The following is a 23087-nucleotide window of genomic DNA, read 5'->3' as shown; positions in this document are numbered from 1 at the left end:
CGGCTGTGAGTACGAGGGTACGCTCCCCCTCCGACATTCAAGAGGGGTTCACAAATTCTCGAGAACGGCTTTACTTTCACGGTGAATGAAACGTATCATTCAGTTCAGGTTCCGGGTGCAGATGCTTGTCTTCTCCGGCTCCGCTGAACCACTTACCCAACAGAGAAGGACGTGACGACGTGGTCACAATGAAAACTCGCGTGGCGAGACTAACGGCAATCGGCGCGATTGTCGGCCTTGCCGCAACACTGACGGCATGCGGTTCAGATACCGGCGGAGACACCGGTTCGGAGGTCGTAATTGGCATGAACTCGGGCCTGGTGTCGCAGTTTGAAGAATACGCAAAGGTGTACAACGCAACGAATCCGGACTCGCCAGTCACCATCGAGGCCATCCCCGATGGGCAGGATGACTACATTCAGCAGCTGGTCACCCAGGGGTTGTCTTCGACGCTCCCCGACATCGTGTTCAACTACGACAGCCTGAACCAGACCCTCGTCTCAAATGATCTCCTCTTCGACCTCGGCCCGTGGCTTGATGAAGGCAAGGATGGCCTGGAAGGTGACGCCTTCGTTCCCGCCTTCCTCGACCAGTACAGAGCTGATGGGCCCGCAGGTGCGACGACTGGCATCCCGGTCAGCGCCGACTCGACAATGCTCTTTTACAACAAGACGCTGTTTGAGAAGGCAGGCGTGACCGAACTGCCGACAGAGGAATGGACCTATGACGATCTTTACCGCGTGGCGGCGCAAATCACTGACGCGGGTAAGGGCGCCTATTGGGGTCTGAGGTCACCCGCCGCAGCCGGCGGATTGCTGTTCGTCGACTACCCGATCCTGAAGGCGTATGGATCGACAATCTACGACCCAGAGGCAAAGAAGTTCGTGTTCGCGAATGACAAGGGTCTGCAGGCATGGGAAACCATCCTCGCGCCGTACACCGAGGGCTGGGGCTCGCCCTACCCGACCAGCAATCAGGACACCAACTATTTCGCGTCGGGACAGGTGGCGATGTCCCTTGATACCCGCCCAGCCGTGGCCCGCTATCGCACCGACCTCACCGATGACTGGGATGTCGTCAACCTGCCGACTATTAACGGGAACCCGACGGTTGGCGGTGGATCGTACGGCCTGTCGATCTCGGAAAAATCTGACAACAAAGAGGGCGCGTGGGCGTTCATGGCGTGGTTCTATTCACAAGATGGCGGCATGAAAGAGGCGGAGCCCAACGGTGTCATCCCCGCGAGCACAGAAGGACTCAAGAATGGTTCGTGGCTGGAGGATTCCAATCCCGTACCGGCGAATCTGATTCCGGCGACCCAGTACGCGGTCGAAAACGCGCAACTGCCAAACGCCGTGCCGAACGAGGCGCAGACGCAACTGGTTCCCGTGCTCGAGAAGGCAGCGCAAGAAGTGCTTGTCGGAGGCAAGTCCATAGAGGACGCCTACACGGCGGCCGAAGACGAGTTGAACGCGCTACTCAAGTAACGAAAGGATGGTGGGGCTGACCGCGACGTTGCCGTCCGCCCCACCTCACCCGCCATGCATACTCACCGCCGACACTCCCGATTGGACGCGATCACGGCCTGGTCGTTTCTGACCCCGTCCCTGACGCTGTTCACGATCTTCATCTTGATTCCCACCCTCGCTGGCATCGCTCTCAGTTTTTTCTCCTGGAACTTCTTCAGCTCTCCGACGTTCGTTGGCCTTGACAACTTCGCGCGCTTCTTCGCTGATGAGGAAGCCTGGCAGGCGCTCGGCGTCACCCTGACCTTCGTACTGCTCGGGGTTATTCCGACCATCTTGATTGGTTTCATGCTTGCGGTGCTCGTGAACGTCAACGTACCCGGCATGGGTGTCGCCCGGGTGCTCTACTTTGTTCCTGTCGTTCTGTCAGTCGCCGTGTCTGCTGTGCTGTGGGTTTTTCTGTATGACCCGAGGCAGGGGCCGATCGCCGCTCTACTCCGAGTATTCGGTATCCAAGCGCCCAACTTTTTGCAGGATCCCGTGTTTGCGCTCCCGGCGCTTGTCGTGATGATGATCTGGCTCGCATTGCCGATCGTGATCATTCTGTACATGGCAGGCCTGCAGCGCGTGCCAGACGACATATACGCTGCAGCGGCACTCGACGGCGCGGGGCCGTGGCGACGACTCTGGTCAATGACGTGGCCAAACGTAATGTCGACAACGCTGGTGGTGGGAGTGCTGCAGATCATCAACTTCATCGCGGTGTCTCTCGACGTCACGCTGATTATGACAAACGGCGGCCCGATCAACGCGACTCGACCGCTGAGCCTCTATGCCTATCAGCAAGCATTTATGCACCAGGACGTGGGCTACGCCAGCGTGCTCTCGGTGGTGCAGTTGCTCGTAATTGTCGGAATTGTGCTCATCGGCCGACTTGTTGCCACACGGGTGAGTAAGTAGGAGATGGCCATGAAACCTCAGCGATTTCGCCTCGGTCGGTTCACCACGGTCATTGTCTTCGGTGTCATCATCGCGATTCCACTGCTGTATCTGCTGTCGGGATCACTGATGTCGGCACAAGAGATTGTGCAGTACCCACCTCGGCTCATGCCCAGCGAGCCGGTCTGGGACAACTTCGTGCAAGCGATCCAATATCTCAAGCCGCGAACCATCCTCAATACGTTCATTTTCGTGTGCGGCGTGCTGGTGTTGCAGCTCGCAATCTGCCTGCCAGCGGGCTTCGCGCTCGCAAAGATCCCGTTTCGCGGAGCGGCGGTCGTACTGGCAATATTCGTCGTGCCCATGTTCATGCCGACGAACCTGTTGCTGATCCCCACCTACGTGGTCACTTTTAAGCTGGGTCTCGTCGGGACATTCTGGGGTCTTATTCTTCCAGTCGCCGGTCAAGCGTCCCTCGGTGTGCTGCTCTTCCGTCAGTTCTTTGCGACGCTTCCACCGGGGTTGATCGACGCTGGAAGGCTCGATGGTGCGAACTGGCTACAAATTTTTACGCGCATTTCGCTGCCGCTCGCGAAACCCATCATCGCGTCATACTCCGTGGTCACGTTTCTCACGGCGTGGAACATGTACATCTGGCCACTGCTGGCAGCGCCAGGCGAAGACACGAAGGTTCTGACGATCGCGCTGGCACCGCTCGCGGGCGGCCAATTCACGTTCATCCCGCCATCGGTCACATTTGCCGCCGCGGTGATCGGCATGCTTCCGGTGCTCGTCGTCTTCGTCGTGTTCCAAAAGTGGTTCACCAAGGGCGTCGCCGGATCCGGGCTCGAGTAAATCGTGACCACGCCCTCGACCACGGTGCGCGGTCCCGTCCGCGCTGAGCAATTGGCACCCAATTTGCCGGGGTCCGCCAGCGAGGCGACGCTCGTCGGCGTCACGCGGCCGCGGCTGTCTTGGCGGTACGAATCGAATGACCCCGCGTGGCGTCAGCAGCGGCGGGAGCTACAGCTGACGCGCGACGGCGCGACTGAGACGCACACCACCTCAGACTCCGAACAGGTACTCGTGGAGTGGCCGTTCAAACCACTCCGATCGCGCGAACGGGTCACCCTGCGGGTGCGTGGCGGGGACGACGTTTCGTGGACGCCGTGGAGCGAACCCGCAGAGATTGAAGCGGGGCTGTTCGAAGCGGACGACTGGAGCGCTCGCTGGGTGACACCGGCCGAGACCTTCACCGTGGCGGATCCGGCACCCATCGTCGGCATCGATTTTGCCGTGCGCCGCGGCGTCCGCTCCGCCCGACTGTACTTCTCGGTTCTGGGAATCGCGGTGGCCCGCATCAATGGGACCCTTGTGAGCGAAGATCACTTCGCGCCCGGTTGGACGTCGTATGAACATCGGATCAGGTACCAATCCTACGACGTCACCGCTCTTATCTCGGAGGGGCCGAACACGCTGCGAGCCTTGCTCGGGAACGGATGGTTTCGGGGCAGGATCGCTTCATTCGCGCTGCATCGCGGCCGCGCATACGGCGAGCGGCTCGCATTTTTGGCGCAGCTCGAATTGCACTACGACGATGGCAGCATTGATCGCGTCGTCACGGATGACGCGTGGTCGACCGGCACTTCGCGCGTGCTGCTCAACGACTTCTACGATGGACAACACATCGACCTTCGCCGCGACCCTCACCCAGCGCTCGACGGCACAGTAACCATTTTGCCCACACCTACGGCGCGGCTCGTGACGCCGGAGGCCCCACCGGTGCGCGCAGTTGACACCCTGCCCGCGGTCTCGGTGCGCAGCGTGTCACACGGCAGGCACGTCGTCGATTTTGGGCAGAACGTCGTTGGCTGGGTGCGAATCCGTGCCCGTGGCCGGCGTGGCCAGGAGGTCGTTGTGCGGCACGCTGAAGTGCTCGAGGGCGGCGAGTTGTCAATGCGCCCGCTTCGGTCAGCGCAAGCGACCGACAGGTACGTGCTCGCTGGCGTTCAGCCTCGTAAGGGCTTCGAGACTCTGGAGCCGGAACTCGTGTTTCACGGGTTTCGATACGCCGATGTGACCGGGCTTGACGAACTGACACCCGGGGATGTCGAGGCCATCGTCGTTGGCAGTCGGCTTGAGCGTACTGGCTGGTTCGCGACGTCTGATGCCGCGTTGAGCCAGCTGCACGAAAACATTGTGTGGGGCATGCGCGGCAACTTTCTCGATCTGCCAACGGATTGCCCCCAGCGAGATGAACGCCTTGGTTGGACAGGTGATGCTCAAGTGTTCGCGCCCGCGGCCGCCACCCTGTTTGACGTCGCTGGCTTCTTTTCATCCTGGCTCGGCGACCTCGCCGCCGATCAACTGCCTGACGGCACAGTTCCAGCCGTTGTGCCGAGGGTCTTTTCGGAAGAAACGCCCTTCGCGGGTTGGGGAGATGCCGCGGTGATCGTGCCGTGGGTGATCTTTGAGCGCTACGGCGACGCCGGAATCCTGCGACGCCAGTACGACAGCATGCGCCGCTGGGTCGATAGAGTCGCGGACCTCGCGGGGCCGACCCACCTGTGGTCTCAGGGCGAACAGCTGGGGGACTGGCTTGATCCGCTCGCGCCGCCAGACTCGCCGGCAGAAGCTCTCGCGGATCCCGCGGTGGTGGCGACGGCCTATTTCGCAAGATCGGCACACCTTTTGGCGAGAGCGGCTACGGTACTCGGCGAGCGCGACGATGCACACAAGTATCGAGTGCTCGCAGAAAATGTGCGTCGCGCGTTTTGCGCCGAATATGTATCTTCGGAGGGGGTGGTCCGTAGCGACTGCCAAACCGTGTACGCCCTTGCCTTGCACTGGCGTATCATCGATGACGCGCCCACCCGCGCGTCCGCGGGCGCTCGACTCGCCACACTTGTCGCGCGCCAGAACTACACGGTAGCGACCGGCTTTCTCGGGACACCGGTCATTCTCGATGCGCTATCGGGGACGGGATTTCACGATGCGGCGTATCGCATGCTGCTTTCGCACGAGCGCCCGTCGTGGCTCTACGCCGTCGACATGGGCGCAACAACTGTGTGGGAGCGCTGGGACAGCATGCTCCCCGACGGCAGTGTGAACCCGGGCGAAATGACCTCCTTCAATCACTACGCCTTTGGGGCGATAGCGGATTGGATGCACCGCGAGGTGGCTGGCCTGCAACCGATCGACGCCGGATATCGCCGCGTGCGCATTGCGCCGACGATCGGGGGCGGATTGACTTCGGCGAGCGCTCGCCATTTGTCGCCGTACGGCGAGGTCGCAGTGGAGTGGGCCATCGAGGGCCCTCGATTCACACTTTCGACCGTGATCCCGGTCGGCGTCACGGCGAAGGTCGTGCTGCCCGGCGGTGTTGAACTGTTCGGTCTCGGCCACGGCAAGCATCGGTTCGAGGTGGAGCTTCCGGCGGAAGCAGGCGACTAACGCACGGCTGACTCACCAGGTGCGCGGGGCGCTCGTCCAGCCGATTTTCCCGATGCGCAGTGCAAGTCGCTGAGGCCCACTCGGCAGGGGCACGAACGGGCCGCGCGCGGGATCAGTTTCATCGCGCCAGAGAACACCGACCTCGACGCTCACAATGCTCGACCGGCCGGCCCAGTCGGCGAGGTCGATACTCACGCGATTCCAGGCGATGGGTAGGGGCCGCATCTCTCCGACAACACTCGTGCCGTCCGATGAGGTGAGTCGCAGGAGGGCCCGCACGGCGCGGCCGGGCAGGTCTGGGCCGTCGACATCGACGTGGGCGAACGCGAACGACGCGGCCGTGAGATCGAGTGGTGGGTCCTGGCGCTGCGCCACCCAGCGCCCGATTTCTGGCAGGAAGTCGTCGATCGTGACAGCAAGCGTCGGTGCCGGAAGCGGTTCGTGGAATACGGGCGCACAGACGACGACCTGCCTTTCAAGGAGCGCTGTGATGCCAGCCCCGACCGCGCGCCATGGCCGAAGGTCGTCGTCGGTTGCCAAGATTGCACCGGCGAGGGCGACACGGTGCTCGCCGGTTTGGCCAGAGGGAGATGAGTCTCGCGATGAGGATGGTGGGTGAGCCGGAATAACACGATGCACACTGTGGTGGCCGGCGTCGAGAGCGATGACGCCTCCGCCCGGCGGATGAATTTCAGCCGTTGTGTCGACCGGCACAGTGACATCGCAGGTGAACCTCCCCGCGCTCGCCGTCCAGGCAATTTGGATGAGACCGTGGCGCGTCATGCGCTGTACGGAGACGGCCGACACCACATCGGTCAGCCGCGGATCAACCGCGAATCGTCGGAAGCCTGGTTCGATTGCTCGCAGCCCCGCGACGAACTGCCATGCCCACGCAGCAAAGGGGGCGCCAAGGCCGATGTGGTCGAGGGAAGCGACTCCAATATTGTCATCATCAATCCACCACGTCTCCCAAAAGGTGCCCGGCCCGTCCACAAGCATCGCGCCAATGCCGGGCTGCTCAGACTGACGCACTGCAGCGAGCAGATCTCGGCCGCCATTGTATTCGGCGAGGGCGCGCACGATTGCTGGAGTTCCCGCGAAGCCGCTGGCGAGTCTGTTGCCGCGCTCGGCAACCCGCCGTGACAGGCGTGCCCCCAGCCGCTTGCGCTCGCCGTCGGTAGCGAGGTCGGTCACGAGCGCCAGAGCGATGGATGCCTGCGAATCGTTGGCCCACACTGCTTCGTTTTTGTCGTGGAGGAGTCGCCGCGCGGCGTCTACGATCTCGGTTGCCCGAGACCGCCAGTTATTGGCGGCACTCACGTGCCCCGTCGCCTCCTCGAGGTCCGCGAGCATCCGCAGTGACCGAATTGTAGCTGTGGTCTGCAGCATGACCGGCGGGGTCTGCTCCAGGGCAAGCCAGTCCGCTCCGAAGCTGATCTCGGCGTTTCGCACCACACCGTCTTCAAGCGTGTGGAGCTGCCAACGCGCCCAGGCTCGCAGTGCTGGGAGCAGCTTTCGAACGGGCTCGGCATCGCCGGTCGCCCACCACTGCTGCCACGGAATCTCAGTGAGAGCGGCTCCCCACACCGGATCGGCCGGCTGCATGTGGTGATCGTCTTGTACGTGGGGCGAGATACCGAGAACTGCACCGTTTCGAGCGTCGAGCGCGACGTCGATGAGCCAGTTGTTGTACACGGATGAGAGGTCAAGGTGAGCGAAAGCCGCTTCGGCGGACGCTGCCGCGTCGCCGGTCCAACCGGCTTGCTCGCGGGTGGGGCAATCGACCGGCAGGCCGAGCGTGTTATTCAGTTGCGTGCGCACAGCCATGTCGACAAGGCGATCGAGCAGCGGTTCGCTCGAACTGAATCTGCCCGTCTGCTCCACAGCCGAATGCAGGGCGCCCGCTGAAACAGTGACGTGTTCATGCGTGATGCCGCGGACCTCCACATATCGGAATCCGTGCACTGCGAACCAGGGCGAGATGACCTCGGGTGCGGTGGTCGAGCCCGCGGTCGTCCACACGAGAATCTGGCGCTCGCGTTCGCGGTCAGACGGAAGGCGGATATTCATGGTGCTCACGCGACCGTGGGCGTCGAGTTTTTCGCCGTGCGCGACCACGATCCGACGCCCTGCGGCGCCGCCGCGGAGTGTCACGCGCACGCGTCCCGACAGGTTTTCTCCCAGGTCAAAGACTCGCACGCGTGCATCAGCGCGATCGGGCCCACCCCGTACACCGGGCACGACTGGTCGAAGCGGCGCGCCGATAAGGGCGGCTTCAACTTCCCGTACGACGCGCACAGCGGCACCCGCGTCGGGCACCACTTCCGCCACCGGGGCTGGAATCGCGTCTGGCGCGAGCAGCGTTACGGGTACTCCGGACGCCTGCGAAATGGGACAGTCGAGACCGAGCCGGGCGTCGTGCTCCTCGATGTAGAAGGGCTCATCGGAGACGATTTGGCTCGGGAGATGTCTCCACTCTGCCGACGTAGCGATGACGCGGGAAGTGTCGTCGCTCAGCTCGAGATGCAGCTCGGCCAGTACGCGGGGCTCGTCGAGTACCTGGCAGTAGTGCCCCAGTGTGGCAACGATTGCGATGGAGTGTGTGGTCGCCGCCGAATCAATGAATGATGTCGCGTCGTAGCTGCGCGACACCGCACGCCGCAGGGACGAGTCGGTGGGATCGAGCGCATGCGGATTGACGGGGACGCCATCAATACAGACTCGCAGTACGCCCTGGCCTGCGAAGTGCAGTGTGGCTCGGCGAATAGTCGTCGTCGTGTGAAAGGTGGTCGTCGCCGCCCTCGTGACCGGAAACGCAATCCACTCACCCATCCAATCGGTCGTCGAGAGTGGCCCGGTCACGAGGGGCACCGGGGTTGCCCAATCGGAAACTACTCCGCGCTCATCCGTAGTACGCACCGTCCACAGTGCATGCGTGTGTGGCCGAAGGGGCGGGCCGGCCCACACGACGCCGACATTTTGGCTCGTTTCGACAGTGCCTGAATCCCAGAGATCTCCGGCTGTGCGAGGATCCCCGGACACTGATGCCCGCACGTGCCATGCCGTTTGCCGCTGCCCCGCGCGATGCAGCGGCACCACCCAGCCGAGCCTGGGTGTGGCAGTCGTCGCGACGGGCAGGGCTACGCCCACGGGCACTTCTTCCAGCAGGTGGTCGTCGACCGTGAGACGCACCGGAGCGGTCATGATGAAACCTTTCAGCCATTGGCAGTCTAATCAGCGGGGAAATCTGCGGCAAGCAATGAACGCAATGAACGGTTCGTCGTAGAATCGGGTCATCGTCCAGGAGAGGGGGTGCGCATGAATAAGCCGGTCGGCATTCGTGACGTGGCCGCGCACGCGGGGGTCTCAGTGGGGACGGTTTCGAACGTGCTCAACCATCTGCCCACCGTCACGCAGGCGAACCTCGAGAAGGTGCACGCGTCGATGGCTGAACTGGGGTTCGTGCGCAATGACCTGGCTCGGCAGTTGCGCATGGGTGCTGGCACAACCATTGGTCTCGTTGTGCTGAATGTCGCCAACCCATTCTTTGCCGACCTCACGCATGCGCTCGAGGCGGAAGCCGAGATGAATGGTCACTCGGTGATTCTCGGCTCGAGTGACCAAGACCCAGAGCGAGAAGATCGCTACATCGATCTGTTCGAAGAACAACGCGTTCGTGGCATGCTCATCGCGCCATTGAATGGAATAACGCCCCGGCTCAGGAGACTGCGGTCGCGCGGGGCGCCCGTGGTGCTCTTTGATACCACCGCCGATCCCGAGCAGTTCTGCTCAGTTACCCTCGACGGAACCGCGGGTGGCTACATGGCAACGCGCCACCTCATCGACACGGGACGTCGGCGGATTCTGTTCGCTGGCGGTCCGCTGCCACAGGTGGCCGAGCGCCTTGCGGGCGCAAGCCAGGCCGCGCGTGAAAGCGATGGGGTGACACTGTCGTTGATGGAGACGAGCGACCTTACGGTGGCCGAGGGGAGAATCGTCGGCGACCACATTCTGCGACAGGCGAGGGAGGATCGACCTGACGCGGTATTCGCCGCCAACGACTTGCTCGCGGTCGGCATCTTGCAGTCATTGATTCTCGCCGCAGACGTGACCGTGCCCGATGACATCGCACTCATTGGCTACGACGATATTGATTTCGCCGCGTCAACGATGGTGCCGCTGTCGACGATTCGTCAGCCGCGTGAGTTGATCGCGCGGGAGGCACTGCGTCTGCTCGAAGAAGAGGCCGATCCGGCATCGGGTCACGTTCATGCGCGGCACCTGTTTTCGCCTGAGCTCGTGGTGCGGGAGAGCACACGAGCCGTTTCGCCGGGTGAGGGCGAATAAGCCAACTTGCCGATACGTTGTGGCGGCCTCCGTCTTGATGAAAGCTTTCACCTTAGATGCACAGTGCGGCGAGACGGCGATGAGATTTCTCGTTGACCTCAGGCAACAACGCGTGATAAGAAGCAGTTGCATCAATTAAACGTTTCATTTCGTAATGCAAAGGAGCATCATGACACGTTCGAGACGCAGAAAACAAATAGCTGGATTCCTCGCCGCACTCGCAATTGGTGTCGGGATCCTCGTGCCAGCGACGGCCGCATCGGCAGCGGTGACGCCCACACCCGGTGCGCTCTTTACCCACGGTGGCTACGACTACGCACCCTCTGTCATTGAGGAGAACGGCGTGCGCAAGATCTGGTGGTGCGGCGAAGCAGCCACCGATGGTTACATGTCCGACGCTATTTTCTATCGTGAACAAAACATCGCCACCGGGAGCCTGTCAGAGATCAAGCAGGTGCTCACGCCGCGCCCAAACACCCCCACCTGGGATAAGTCGTACATCTGCGATCCCTCTGTGGTGAAGGGATCGTTCCAGAATCCGGACAATGGGCAGACATACACCTACGCGCTCTACTACACGGCGACCGATCGGGGGCCAGGAAGCTCGTACCTCGGCACACACCTTGACGGTACGAACAATCGCATTGGGGTGGCCTGGTCCAACGACGGTGTCACCTGGACCAAGTATTCGCAGAACCCCGTGATCTACCCTCGCGTCAGTCCTACGGACGCATATGGAGCGGGTCAGGCAGCGACGTACAATGCCGGCGGGAGCTCCGTTCAAGTCGTGTACCACGACAACTCGACAGCCGGAACGAGCCTGTGGAAGCGAACGAGTACAAACGGCCGCACCTTCAGCTCTGAATCCCTGCTGTCCCTGTCAGGACTCGCCCCATCCGGCCAACTCACGTACGGTTCGAATTTCGACGTGGCATACCAACCCAGTGAGAGCATGTGGTACGGCGTCTTCCCATTGCCCCGCCGCGATCCGGATCGCGAAACGTACCGGATGGTCATCGCACGCATGCCCGCCGCATCGTTTCCATCGGGGACATGGCAAAAGTTGGGTTACATCGACAGCAATGCCACGGGGGCCTATCTCAATCACAGCCCGGGAATTGCTCGAACCGGTCTGGGCCAGGTGAGCACGGCTTCGACAGGTCTCACGACGCTGTTCTCCAGTGGCGATAACAACCCGAGTAGCTGGGACCTACGTACCGCTCGGTGGACGGCGACGCCTGGAACGGCCGCACTGAAGCGCTATTACAACAAACCGCAGGTGCGCCATCAGGTCACGACGGGGCCGGCGACCGGTGGAGGGGTCTACGAACAGACCCTCGGCTATCTGCCGCAGGCGCCAACCGGGGCGGCAGTGCCGCTCTACGGCTGCGTGTTCTCCGGCGGAGACTTCTTTCTGTCGCTGAATGCGAATTGCGAAGGCAGCTCGCCCCTCGGAATTAATGGCTACATCTATCCCTCCGCGCCCACGGGGCTGGCAACAGCCCCCATCTATCGCTGTTACACGGGACAAGACCACTTCGTATCTCGCCAAGCGAACTGCGAAGGTGTCAAAGTCGAGGCCACACTCGGGTATCTGCTCGTGAATCCGTAAGTGCAACGGGCGCCGCTGCCTCGGCGCCGCTACCGTGAGGGCCCCTCAGTTCCCGCACCAAACATCTCTCCTGCACACGGCGTCTGACCATCCGACGCTTGCAGCGCTGAGTTGCACGGTCGGAAGCCGGAGGGGCCCTTCGCGTGCCTCGGTGAAATTCGTCAAGCCCGCGTCAGATTCGCTCGCGTAGCGATGTCTCTGAATGTGGGTACCACGTGAACAACTGGCGTCGACGCCTGACGAGGAAGGGTTGCAGGATCCCCCACCCCCTTATATCTCCTGCAACTCCGCGCCCGCCCGGATGTCAGTTGGTGTCTCTTTCTTCCCAGAGCACCACTGGCCGGGCGGGCCTTCCGGTCACATTTCGGCCGTCGCAAATCTCCGTGCAAGTTTTTTTATTTTCGCGTCAGATTCGAACCTTGGCCGATGTCTCAGTAACTGCACGCTCGCGTGACTCGTCCGATCCGTGGGGGCCTAAACAGCCCTCGCCCGGAGAGCGGCGAGCGCACATTTTCAGAGAACGACAACGGTTGTACCAAGGCTGAGGCGCGGAAACTACATGATCAAGACATCACACTCGACGGCGGTGGGGGCGCTCGGCTGCGCCGTCAGTGCTGAGGCTGGTCTTGCTCCGCGCGACACAGGGGGAGCGGAATGAATCACTGGTTACACACTGTTCGCGCGTGGGGTTCCCGCTCGGGAACGCGCTCGAACGCACGGCTGCGTCGCAGCGGCAGGATCGCCGCGGTCACCGTGGTGACCGCCGGCCTCGTGGCGGGCGCGGTCGCACTGCCTGCGGCCGCGCAGGCAGTGACCACGGTCTACGAGATCGAGGGTAACTGGGCAGCGGGCACGCCGAACCCCGTGCAATCGGGCACCGGTCTCACCACCGTGTGGCGGTACAACATCAACGACGCTGACCCGGCTCCCGAGAACCCGCCGCAGGACAACGTGACGATCACCTTCACCGCGCAGCACGCCGTGTTCACGGAGATCCCATCAGAGTGCCTCACGAGCGGTGTGACTCCAGCGTCTGAAATTCAGAACAACGGTGCGACGCTCGTCTGCAATCTCGGCACGCGCGATCTGGGCACCGCTGAATTACTGCTCGCGGGCGTTGAAGCGAACGGTGCCACCGGCGACAAGGTCGGACTGACGGCCAGCATCGGCGAGCCCGGCACCAACCAGGTCTCGGCGTCGCTGCCGGAATTGCCGATCGCCAACCCGTTCCGCATGGACATGAAGTTTGACGGTGGGTCGCCTGGCTCGGCTCAGGATGGGGTACGAAACGTTGTGACCTTCCCCTGGTCCCTACGTCATGCGCCGGGCTCGTCTGCGGGCCCGAACTCGGTGAGTTACGACCTCACTTTTTCGGGCACTGGCGGTGAGACAATAACTCCGTCCGTGGCGGGGTGCACGACCCAGGATTCGAAGAATGCGGGTCATCCATACTCAGGCGCGGGGTTCTCCGCAAACGAAACCGCTCCCTTCCCCGTGACCTGCACGCTCGTTCAGACGACGACGAACAAGATGCGTCTCACCCTCACGGGCATCGACTATTCAAAGACGCTCAACCCCACGCTCGATTCTTCCGGAATCGCACTTCCTTCTGACTGGGATGTTGTGGCGGCGGGCCTCATTTCCGTGCGGTTCACGTATGTTGCGGGCACCACCATAACTTTTACCTCGACATCACCGACATACACAGCCGTGACCGGTGAGACGAGCAAGGATGACGCAGCAAACAATGGCAATGCGCGTGCCAGCGTGAGGGGCACGTGGACGGGTGGGTGGAGCCTGAACACGCAGAAGCCGCCTGTCGAAGGCACGCTGTGGGCAGATACGTATCGCAGTATGGCGGGGCAGCCAGCGCTAGCAATGTCAGGCATACGCCCACCGACCACAGCTGAAGGTCAGAATTTGATCTGCACGATACTCGATACGAAGTACGTGAGCTTCAACAGTGCTCAAATGGGAACGATTGCCGACGGTGTGGTGACACCGTACCCCGGTATCAAGTACGAGTACTACACGGGTACGGGCGGTGGCATCGTCGACCCAACTAGCACAACGTACAATCCCAATAACTTCAAGTGCGACGGCACGACGGGGTCGACCTGGTCCACGACGCTCCCGGCGGACCTCTCCACCGTGAAGGCGATTCGGGCCACCGTACCCGCCTCCGCGAACGTGCCTGACGCAATCGCCCGCATGTATACATACACGACCATCAAGCCGAATGTCGCGGTGGGGCAAGACATTTGGGTGTGGACGAGCTACAAGTTTGGCTCGAACGCATGGGCGGACCCGCATCGCTCTATGACTGCCGCAGATGTTCCGTTACAGGGAACGGTGACTCCTAAGTCTCGGTACCCGTATACGAGTGGCGGACGTGACGTGCTGCGCATCGTCGCGGGGCGCCCGAGCCTGACGAAGACCGTCGACCAGAAGACCACGATGCCGGGCGCGACCGTGAACTTCACGCTGAAGTACCGCGTAGATGCGCCCGTCAACACGGTAGTGAGTGACGTCGACCTCACCGATGTGATGCCGGCCGGTCTCACATACGTACCCGGCAGTGCGAGTGTCGCACCGACCTCGGTGAGCGGTCAGACCGTGAAGTGGAACATCGACAACGTGTCGACGAACACGGACTACACCATCTTGGTGAGCGCGACGGTTGACGCCGGTGCTGACCCGGGTGACGTGTACACGAACAACGCGGACGTGGCACTTGCAGGTCTCACTGACAGCGACAGCGCGGCGACGCGTGTGCGTGACGGCGGCTACACGTTCCTCACGAAGACGGCAGACAACCAGCGAGTGCCGCACGACAACGGCACGGCGCAGGATGGCTGGACCGTGCGGCTGACCTCGGCCGACTCCGTGGCGCAGACCTTCACTGACGCGATCGACATCTTGCCGTACAACGGTGACGGGCGCGGCACGAGCTTCACGGGTACGTATCAACTCGCGTCACCCGTGACGGCCGTTGCGGGCGCGACCGTATATTACACGACGGCTGATCCCGCGACGCTTGTCGACGACCCCGCCGATGCGTCGAACGGCGCAGCGGGCAACCCAGCGGGCAACACCGTCGGCTGGTCGACGACCTTCAACGCAGATGCAACCGCAGTGCGTGTGGTCGGGCCGTCGCTGCCCGCGGCCGCGTCGCAGACGTTCAAGATCGACATCAAGACCGCGGGCGCCACGTTCGATGACATGTACGTGAACCGCGCCGAGGCTCGCGCCTCGCGCACGGAGCTGGTCATGCGCACTTCGAGCTGGTTCCAGATTGCTGCCGTGGATTCACTGGTCATCAAGAAGTATGTGCAAGACGCCGATGGCAACTGGCACGATGCACAGAACGTGGACGATTACCCGTCGTTCCACAACGGCGACACGGCAAAGTACCGCCTGGTCGTTACCAACACGGGTGACCAGCCGATCGCGAACGTGCAGCTCGATGACGACCGCGTCGACCTGGCCGGGCTCGACCCGTTGCCCGCAGGCCTTGGCGCCGGCGCAGTGATCGCCGAGCTGCTGCCCGGTGACGACAACGCGGTGACGATCGAGTATGAGGTGCCGCTGAGCGGCAACGCGGCGGGTACCAACCTGATCAACAACGCCTGCGCGACCCCCGAAGACGATGCGATCGAGCCCTCGTGTGACCCGGCTGGACTCATCATCTTGCCGTCGTCGCTCGCGTGGGAAAAGGTCAATTCCGGTGACACGAAAGAGCATCTGAGCGGTTCCGAGTGGGAGCTGGTGTTGGTTGACGACAATCAGAACCCCACCGGTACGCCAATTGCGGTAATCGACTGCGTGGCGGCAGACGCCTCGGACTGCACGGGACGAGACGTTAATCCGGCGGCAGGCGAGTTCTTGATCGCCGAGCTTCCCGACGGAGACTACCGGCTCACCGAGACTCGCGCCCCCGCCGGGTACGTGCTCGATGACGAACCGCACTACATCACTGTGCAGGGCATCACCGCAATCGATGTGCCGATCGAGAACACCCAGCAGGAGGGGCCGGTGATGCCGCTCTCTGGCGGCACCGGAACCTTCCTGATCTTCCTCGGCGCCGGCATCGCCGGCGGCATCGCGGTGCTGCTCGTGCTGCTGCGACGCAGGTCGCACCGACCCTCACTTCACCTACCCACCGTTTTATCCAACTAACCGCACCACACCTACAGAAAGGGACTTGACCTCATGCAGGCAAGTACTACGAGGCGCCGCGTCACCACCCTGGTGAGCGCCGCAGCCATCGGAATCACCGCGATCCTCGGATCCACCTCGGCCGCATTCGCCGCCCCCGCCACGTTTGGAAACATCGATGGGGACCGCGATGGTTCTTTGACGGTGCATAAGTTCCTGAACCAGGAGGGTTCGACCGAGGGTGACATCAGCGAGGCGCCCGCAGCCGGTGACTTCACCGACCCGGTCTCCGGCGTCGAGTTCACGGTCTACCCGCTGCTGAAGTCGGGCACGCCGGTTGACCTCACCGTTCCCGGCAACTGGGACGGTCTCGCCGACCTGGCACCCGGCGCGGCGTGCACCGCCCCCGCTGGCTACACGCTCGGCGCACCGACCGTGATGCCGCTCACTGCTGCAGACGGCTCGGCAACGGCAACGTTGCCCGTTGGCCTGTACCAGGTCTGCGAGACCGCGGCCCCGGCGAACATCATCGAGAAGGCGTTGCCCTTCATCTTGACCGTGCCGATGCCGCACGAAAACGGTTGGGTGTACGACGTGCACGCCTACCCGAAGAACGGCGCGGGCTCGATTGAGAAGACCATTGATCCGCAGCAGGACTTCGGTCTCGGCTCGGTCGTGAAGTTCCCCGTGACCGTTCCCGTCTCGCGCATGGCGCAGGAGTGGACCGGCTTCGCGATTCGCGACACGCTCGACGATCGCCTCGCACCCGTTGATGCCGCCGATATGGCGGTCACGGCTGACGGCGCCGCACTCGACCCCTCGTTCTACACGCTCGAGGTCGACGGCCAGCAGATCACGATGAACTTCACCGCCGCTGGTATTGCGTGGCTCAACGAGGGCCCGAACGCTCACGTTGGCGCCGAGATCAAGGTCGTTTTCGCGGGCACCGTTGTTGCGGTTGGTGACGGCGCGATCCCGAACACGGCGCAGTTCTGGCCGAACAACCCGGGCTTCGACCCGAACACGCAGCCGCCGCTGCCCTCCAACGAGGTGCACACCAACTGGGGCGATCTCGAGATCGTGAAGCGCGCAGCCGGCACCTCCGGTGCCGAAGGCACGCTCGCCGGAGCAACCTTCGAGGTCTACGCCGCGGAGGATCCCTACGCCGCTGACTGCTCGACCGCCGTGGCAACCGGCAGCCCCCTGTCGGTGGGTGGCGCGACGAGCTTCACCTCTGACGCGTCGGGCGTCATCTCGCTCGCTGGCCTGTACGTCAGCGACAGCGTGAACCCCGTGATCGACAACCCGCAGCGCTGCTACGTGCTGAAGGAGACCGCGGCCCCCGCTGGTTACGTGCTGCCGAGCAATGCCTTCACTCCGGTGTCTGTGCTCATCGGCAACACCACCACGGACAACGTTGAGATCGAGAACACTCAGCAGGACGTGCCCGAGCTGCCCCTGACGGGTGCCGCAGGCCAGATCCTGCTGATCGCCGGGGGCGCAGCCGCCCTCGCCGTCGCAGTGGGTCTCGTGCTGATGCGTCGTCGTCAGGCTCAGCTGAACGCGTAACACCGCACCGAGCGGGCGGAGGGCGCAGTGGCAACACTGCATCCTCCGCCCGCTCGCGTTCGGTCTTGTACTCTCCCCTCATTACTCTGACTCCATTTGAAGCTGGAACCCATGCCCGATTTGCCGGTCACCACAACTGAAGCCGACGCGCGCCCGCGTGTGCGCCCGCGCGGAAGCGACCGTGGCAGCGCTCGCCGCAGTTGGCGGCCAGGACTGCTCACCTGGGCAATCGCGGTACTCGCACTCGGAGGGCTCGGCGCCGGGCTGTACCCCATGACCGCGGCGTGGCTCACCTCGCACAACCAGTCGCAGGTGACCGAAGACGCGCACGCGCAGCTGAAGAACCTCACACCGCGCCCGGCCGAGCAGTTTCACGACGCCCACACCTATAACGACGCGCTCACCGCCGGCGTCGAACTCGAAGCAGGAGGCAATGTGCCCGTCGGGGCTGGAAATCTCGCCAATACCGAGCTGGCGTATCGCGACATGCTCAAGGCCGACAAGAACGGCCTGATGGGGCGCATCAAGGTGCCGAGCATCGACGTTGATCTCCCGATCTATCACGGTACGTCCGAGGCGACGCTACTGCGCGGAGCCGGACATCTCGAGGGCTCTCACTTGCCAGTGGGCGGCGACGGCACGCGCTCGGTGATCACGGCGCACCGTGGGCTCGCAAACTCCACCATGTTCACGAACCTCGACCGCGTGAAAAAGGGTGACACATTTAGCATCGAGGTGCTCGGCGACGTTTTCGTCTACCGCGTGTTCGACATCAAGGTCATCGACCCGAACGACACCAGCTCACTTCGGGCCGTCGCGGGGGAGGATCTCGCGACCCTCATCACCTGCACGCCGCTCGGGATCAACTCACACCGCATCGTGGTCACCGGTGAACGCATTACCCCGACCCCCGCAGGCGCACGCGATGACATCGGCAAGGCACCCGCGGTGCCAGGCTTTCCGTGGTGGGCCGTGCTCGGCGGTGGCGGACTGCTGCTCGTCGGCACCTACGTGACCCGTCGCGGCTACGCGGACCCGCAGCTGCGGGCAGCGCGCGGTCCGCGCGCTGCCGAACTCGCCGCGGCGTAACGCCGAGCGAGCAGCGGTCAGCGAGGGCCCGTCGCCGTGAAGTCGGTGAGCATGGCCGCGCGGTCTGCTGGGCGGCCCGTGAACACCTCGAACGCGGCGGCGGCCTGGCCGACCACCATCTGCGCGCCGCCGAACGCCCTGCAGCCGATCGCTTCCGCGGCGCGCACCAGCACTGTCTTGAGGGGACGATAGACCGCGTCGCCCACCCACAGCCCCGGGTGCAGCGCGGTCACATCGATGGGACTCGTCTCTGAGACGCCAGTCATGCCAATCGGCGTGCAGTTCAACAGTCCGTCGGCGGTCCGCACGATGTCGCCAACTTCGGAGGTCGGCACAGCGCGTATGCGGGGGCCCGCGAACGCTCCGGCGAGCCGCTGAATAAGGGCCTCGGCGCGACCGAGATCCACGTCGGCGATCACCAGTTCACCGACGCCCTCCCGCAGCAGCGCGTACGCCGTTGCAGCGCCGGCTCCACCTGCGCCGAGCTGCACTACGCGGTCGAGTCCGATGTCGAGTCGGGCGCTCGGTGCCGACGGCGATCCCGATCCCGCATTCGATCCCGCGGCCGAACCAGCGCCCGATCCCGATCCCAGGCTCGCCAGTGCCTGCGAGAAGCCGATGTGATCCGTGTTCATGCCGATTGCGCGACCGTCGCGGAAGGCGATGGTGTTCACCGCTCCGATCAGCTCGGCCTCCTCCGAGAGCTCATCGAGCGCCGCAGTGACGGCTTGTTTCGCCGGGTGGGTGACATTCAGCCCGTCGAAGCTGAGCTGCGCGGCCACCTCGACGAGCGCGGGCCAGCTCGGCACCTTGCCGCGCATTCCAACGGTGTCAATGGTGCGGTAGAGCAGGCGCAACCCCTGCCGTTCGGCCTCGGCCTCGTGCATCATCGGGGTCAACGAGCCACCAATGTGCTCGCCGAGCAGCCCCAGCAGCCAACTCCGCTGGCCGACCGCGGCTTCGCTCGCCATGTCACTCATCACTCGGCCCCCGCCTCTGCCAACACCCGTGTCGCCGCCGCATACAAATACCGCGCGTACCCCGTCACGCCAAGCTGCTCGACGAGCGCCGCATTCGGCACCTCGACGCTGACGGGCACGCCAGCTGGCACCGCTCGCAGCAGCTCCGCGAGCGGAAACTCGCCGTCGCCCGGCGCGAGCCGCAGCGCCCGCGATTCGAGCTTGCGCGGTTCACCGTCGGCCGTCATGCCGCGCGGCAGGGGCGCCGAGATCTGCAGCGTTTCGGGGGTGCCGAGCGGCCCGTCACACAGTTGCAGGGCAGGTACGAGTGAGGCATCAAGGGCCGCGACATCGGCAATGCTCGTGCCACCTCGCTGCAAGTGGAGGGGATCAAGCATGACGTATGCACCGGCGGCACTCGCAATCGTGGCCGCCTGCGACGCCGTGCTGATCGCGTTGTAGCTGATGGGTTCAAGCGCCGGTGTGATGCCGAACCCCTGCGCGTCGACAACCAACTCGCCGAGCGACTGCTGCAGGCGCTGTGGTTCGGGGTCCTGCCCGGTGAGATTCACAATGCTCGCCCCGAGCTCCGCCCCCGCCTCGAGCATCGGCAGCCAGGCCTCGCGACCGGTTGCGCCGTCAAGCGACAGAAATTCGATGTCGGTGACGGTCACTCCGGTATCGCGCAGCGCGGCGAGTGTCGCCCGCGACGCTCGCGATCCAGGGGTCTGCGCCGTGATCGTCTCGGCCGGGGTCGCGCCCCGCACCCGCACGCCCACGAAATCGAAACCGGCGGTCGCGGCGACGCGCACCAGTTCATCGGGTTCAAGCTGCAACAGGCTGAGGTGGGCGATCCCGATCTTGCGCATCAATCCGTCCTTCGTGTGTTCGGTACTGCGTGAGAAATCGCGTCGGTGGGCGACCCGCGGCCACCCACCGGCGCGATGCGGTCAGGCCCGCTTGTTCTCGTGACGACCGAGTTCGGCCGTGGGGATCTTGCTGGTTTCCGGGCTGAGCGCGGCGCAGACGCACGCGATACCGACGGCGACCGCCGAGAGCAGAGCGACTCCGAACCAGTTGCCCTCTTCGCCCGAGATCGACTGCGCGATGGCGGGGGTAAAGCCCGCGAGCAGCAGTCCGAGCATGAGGCAGACCGCCATGCCGCTGTAGCGCACCTGGGCCGGGAACTGCTCGGGGAAGAATGCCGGGTAGACACTGTTGGTCATCGAGTACGCACCGGCGACGAGCAGGATCCCGAGCACCCAGATCAGCCCGGTGTGGCCGGGGCCGCCCGAGTTCAGCGCCCACAGGAAGGCGAAGATCAGCACGATCTGCAGAATCGCTCCGGTGATGAACACCGGCTTGCGGCCGATGCGGTCGGAGAGATGCCCCCAGAGCGGCAGGGTGCCGACCGCGATGAGGTTGGCGACGCTGATCAGCAGCAGCATCTCGCCACGATCGATGCCCGAGATGTCGACGCCGTAGGCGAGGGTGAACACGTTGATCATGGTGTTCACCATCGTGAACAGGCTCATTCCGGTGACGAGCAGCATCGTCTTCGGGTGACGGCGCAGCAGCTCGAGGAGCGGCACCTTCACCACGAGGTTCAGCTGCTTGGTCTCGGTGAACACCTCGGGCTCGTCGAGCGTGCGACGCAAGATCAGGGCGATCATCGTGACGAGCGCGCTGAGCAGGAACGGGATGCGCCAGCCCCAGCTCAGCAGTGCCTCTTCGGGCAGCAGCTGCAGCGGGATGAACACGGCGGACGAGAGCACGATGCCGAAGGTGACGCCCGAGAGCGTCCAGCTCGCGAAGAAGCCGCGACGGTTGTCGGGGGCGTGCTCTGCTGAGAGCGAGGCCGATCCGGGCGATTCTCCGCCGGCCGAGAGCCCCTGTGCGAGACGCAGCACGATAATGATGATGGGCGCCCAGATGCCGATCTGGTCGTAGGTTGGCACGAGTCCGACGATGAACGTCGAGACGCCCATCAGAAGCAGAGTGGTGATCAGCACTTTCTTGCGGCCGATCACGTCGCCTAGGTGGCCCCACAGCAGTGCGCCCAGGGGCCGGGTGACGTAGGCGACGCCAATGGTCGCGAGTGAGAACAGCTGGCCAGCGCTTCCCGCCTCCGGGAAGTAGAGCTGCTGCAGGTACAGCGCCGCGGCGGTCGCGAATATGAAGAAATCGTAGTATTCGAGCGCGCTGCCGGCGAAGCCGGAGATCGCCGCGTTGCGAGCATTCTTGCGTCGCTTCTCCTGCACCGCAAGTTCCTCTGCGGAGAGAGGGGTATCGAGAACAGACATGTACTTCCTTGTACTTGGGCCGGATCGGCGCACGGTTCGTGCTCCGCCGGAGATTGACAGTTCTGCGGCGGATAATCCATTCGCGCCGTTCACTGAGTGTCGCGCGCCCCGTTCGGAAAGTCCAAGATGTAAATTATCTGGAATTATGTGGCAACGCTACATAGTTCGTGTGTGAACCCCCATGCCGGGATCGGCGTGCGCTCATTCGAGTCTGGGGAACACGGCGTCGACGACCTCGAGCGTCGCCCGCAGGCCGGGTGAGTCGTTCTCTGTGGACCACACGAGCGCGTGCAAGAACTCGATCGGCGCACCCTCGATCTCGACCCAGACGGCAGACGACGGCAGCACCGGGAGCACCTCGGAGGTCATCAGCGCGGCGCCGACGCCGGCCGCCACGAGGCTCAGAATGAGGTACGGGTCGCTCACCACTTGGGCCACCTGCGGCATGAAACCCGCGTTCTGGCAGGTGCGCAGCGCGACGACGGTGAGCGAGGAATTGCCGTCGACCGGTCCCATGACGAACGGTTCAGAGCGCAGTTCTGCCATTGGGATCGCGGAGCGCAGGGCGAGGCGGTGGTCTGACGGCAGCACGACGCCGAGACGCTGGCGTGAGACGGCACGGTACTCAAGTGGCGCGTCGAGTTCGCCGATGAGCCCGATGAATGCGAGATCCAGTTCGCCGTTGCGCACCCTCTTCACGCCGTCGAACGTGCGCACGCCGCCGACCAGGTTGAGCTCGATGCCGGGGCACTCGCGACGCAGCGCGCGGGCGAGTAGCGGGAGCGTCTGGTGATTGTGCACGCCAGAGAAACCGACGTCGAGCCGGCCAGTGAGCACGCCCTCGGCGCTCAGCGCGGCGTCAGCCGCGATCCGCAAATCTTTCAGGACCCGATACGCATACGGCAGCAGCACCTGACCAGACGCGGTCAGCGCCACGGAGCGAGTGCTGCGGGTGAACAGCGGCGTGCCCAGCTCCTGCTCCAGCCGACGAATCAGCTGACTCAAAGGCGATTGCGCCATGTGGAGCCGAGCCGCGGCACGGCCGAAGTGCATCTCTTCGGCCACCGCGACGAATCCCTCGAGCCAGCGAATCTCCATGACCGAACCCACCCTCCGCAACACGGTCGCGAGGCGCGACCATTAAGTATGGGATCAGCATAGTGCTGGATGGATATTCAATTATTGGCGCTCA

14 protein-coding genes are annotated in these 23087 nt (G+C 63.6%); 9 read left to right on the top strand and 5 right to left on the bottom strand.

Going from position 1 to position 23087, the window contains the following annotated elements:
• Positions 1–200: 200 nt before the first annotated feature.
• The 4 genes from ACFWHR_RS00790 to ACFWHR_RS00775 all read left to right on the top strand — a co-directional run bounded on the left by ACFWHR_RS00790 (position 201) and on the right by ACFWHR_RS00775 (position 5858).
• Positions 201–1487, top strand: coding sequence for an ABC transporter substrate-binding protein (locus ACFWHR_RS00790; RefSeq protein ID WP_382446368.1), 1287 nt, complete (start codon positions 201–203; stop codon positions 1485–1487).
• 81 nt (positions 1488–1568) lie between these two features.
• Complete coding sequence (locus ACFWHR_RS00785; RefSeq protein ID WP_382446367.1) at positions 1569–2426, top strand: carbohydrate ABC transporter permease; 858 nt, start codon at positions 1569–1571, stop codon at positions 2424–2426.
• 9 nt (positions 2427–2435) lie between these two features.
• On the top strand, positions 2436–3260 hold the full coding sequence (locus ACFWHR_RS00780) for a carbohydrate ABC transporter permease (protein ID WP_382446366.1): 825 nt from the start codon (positions 2436–2438) through the stop codon (positions 3258–3260).
• 3 nt (positions 3261–3263) lie between these two features.
• A complete protein-coding gene (locus tag ACFWHR_RS00775) occupies positions 3264–5858 on the top strand; it encodes a family 78 glycoside hydrolase catalytic domain (protein ID WP_382446365.1) in 2595 nt (864 codons plus the stop codon).
• A 12-nt stretch (positions 5859–5870) separates the two neighbouring features.
• Here ACFWHR_RS00775 and ACFWHR_RS00770 read toward each other — a convergent pair whose 3' ends face one another.
• Complete coding sequence (locus tag ACFWHR_RS00770; protein WP_382446364.1) at positions 5871–9062, bottom strand: family 78 glycoside hydrolase catalytic domain; 3192 nt, start codon at positions 9060–9062, stop codon at positions 5871–5873.
• A 114-nt stretch (positions 9063–9176) separates the two neighbouring features.
• Between ACFWHR_RS00770 and ACFWHR_RS00765 the strand changes: the two genes are divergently transcribed.
• From ACFWHR_RS00765 to ACFWHR_RS00745, 5 genes are all read left to right on the top strand, one after another.
• Positions 9177–10205 (top strand): LacI family DNA-binding transcriptional regulator, encoded by a 1029-nt coding sequence (locus ACFWHR_RS00765; protein ID WP_382446363.1) that lies wholly within the window; start codon positions 9177–9179, stop codon positions 10203–10205.
• Positions 10206–10374: 169 nt separating this feature from the next.
• On the top strand, positions 10375–11817 hold the full coding sequence (locus tag ACFWHR_RS00760) for a hypothetical protein (protein ID WP_382446362.1): 1443 nt from the start codon (positions 10375–10377) through the stop codon (positions 11815–11817).
• A 654-nt stretch (positions 11818–12471) separates the two neighbouring features.
• Positions 12472–15996, top strand: coding sequence for a SpaA isopeptide-forming pilin-related protein (locus tag ACFWHR_RS00755; protein ID WP_382446361.1), 3525 nt, complete (start codon positions 12472–12474; stop codon positions 15994–15996).
• Positions 15997–16029: 33 nt separating this feature from the next.
• Positions 16030–17544 carry a SpaH/EbpB family LPXTG-anchored major pilin gene (locus ACFWHR_RS00750; RefSeq protein ID WP_382446360.1) on the top strand — a complete coding sequence of 505 codons (1515 nt, stop codon included), beginning with the start codon at positions 16030–16032 and terminating at the stop codon, positions 17542–17544.
• Positions 17545–17655: 111 nt separating this feature from the next.
• Complete coding sequence (locus ACFWHR_RS00745; RefSeq protein WP_382446359.1) at positions 17656–18633, top strand: class C sortase; 978 nt, start codon at positions 17656–17658, stop codon at positions 18631–18633.
• A 17-nt stretch (positions 18634–18650) separates the two neighbouring features.
• Here the strand turns inward: ACFWHR_RS00745 and ACFWHR_RS00740 are convergent, their stop codons facing one another.
• The 4 genes from ACFWHR_RS00740 to ACFWHR_RS00725 form a co-directional block, all read right to left on the bottom strand.
• Positions 18651–19604 (bottom strand): shikimate dehydrogenase, encoded by a 954-nt coding sequence (locus ACFWHR_RS00740; protein ID WP_382446358.1) that lies wholly within the window; start codon positions 19602–19604, stop codon positions 18651–18653.
• Positions 19605–19612: 8 nt separating this feature from the next.
• Positions 19613–20461 (bottom strand): sugar phosphate isomerase/epimerase family protein, encoded by an 849-nt coding sequence (locus ACFWHR_RS00735; protein ID WP_382446357.1) that lies wholly within the window; start codon positions 20459–20461, stop codon positions 19613–19615.
• An 81-nt stretch (positions 20462–20542) separates the two neighbouring features.
• Entirely contained in the window at positions 20543–21895 is a 1353-nt protein-coding gene (locus ACFWHR_RS00730; RefSeq protein ID WP_382446356.1) for an MFS transporter, read from the bottom strand.
• Positions 21896–22096: 201 nt separating this feature from the next.
• Complete coding sequence (locus ACFWHR_RS00725; RefSeq protein ID WP_382446355.1) at positions 22097–22993, bottom strand: LysR substrate-binding domain-containing protein; 897 nt, start codon at positions 22991–22993, stop codon at positions 22097–22099.
• Positions 22994–23087: the final 94 nt, after the last annotated feature.

The sequence above is a fragment of the Leucobacter sp. NPDC058333 genome, assembly GCF_042726155.1.
Lineage (GTDB): Bacteria > Actinomycetota > Actinomycetes > Actinomycetales > Microbacteriaceae > Leucobacter.
The sequence above is the reverse complement of the archived record's forward strand: the minus strand, read 5'-3'. Positions and strand labels throughout refer to the sequence as shown.

What these genes read in the sequence shown, in the direction of transcription:
- ACFWHR_RS00780 (WP_382446366.1), top strand. Translation starts at nt 2,436, where the DNA reads ATGAAACCTCAGCGATTTCGCCTCGGTCGGTTCACCACGGTCATTGTC.
- ACFWHR_RS00770 (WP_382446364.1), bottom strand. Translation starts at nt 9,062, where the DNA reads ATGACCGCTCCGGTGCGTCTCACGGTCGACGACCACCTGCTGGAAGAA.
- ACFWHR_RS00765 (WP_382446363.1), top strand. Translation starts at nt 9,177, where the DNA reads ATGAATAAGCCGGTCGGCATTCGTGACGTGGCCGCGCACGCGGGGGTC.
- ACFWHR_RS00760 (WP_382446362.1), top strand. Translation starts at nt 10,375, where the DNA reads ATGACACGTTCGAGACGCAGAAAACAAATAGCTGGATTCCTCGCCGCA.
- ACFWHR_RS00755 (WP_382446361.1), top strand. Translation starts at nt 12,472, where the DNA reads ATGAATCACTGGTTACACACTGTTCGCGCGTGGGGTTCCCGCTCGGGA.
- ACFWHR_RS00750 (WP_382446360.1), top strand. Translation starts at nt 16,030, where the DNA reads ATGCAGGCAAGTACTACGAGGCGCCGCGTCACCACCCTGGTGAGCGCC.
- ACFWHR_RS00745 (WP_382446359.1), top strand. Translation starts at nt 17,656, where the DNA reads ATGCCCGATTTGCCGGTCACCACAACTGAAGCCGACGCGCGCCCGCGT.
- ACFWHR_RS00740 (WP_382446358.1), bottom strand. Translation starts at nt 19,604, where the DNA reads ATGGCGAGCGAAGCCGCGGTCGGCCAGCGGAGTTGGCTGCTGGGGCTG.
- ACFWHR_RS00735 (WP_382446357.1), bottom strand. Translation starts at nt 20,461, where the DNA reads ATGCGCAAGATCGGGATCGCCCACCTCAGCCTGTTGCAGCTTGAACCC.
- ACFWHR_RS00730 (WP_382446356.1), bottom strand. Translation starts at nt 21,895, where the DNA reads ATGTCTGTTCTCGATACCCCTCTCTCCGCAGAGGAACTTGCGGTGCAG.
- ACFWHR_RS00725 (WP_382446355.1), bottom strand. Translation starts at nt 22,993, where the DNA reads ATGGAGATTCGCTGGCTCGAGGGATTCGTCGCGGTGGCCGAAGAGATG.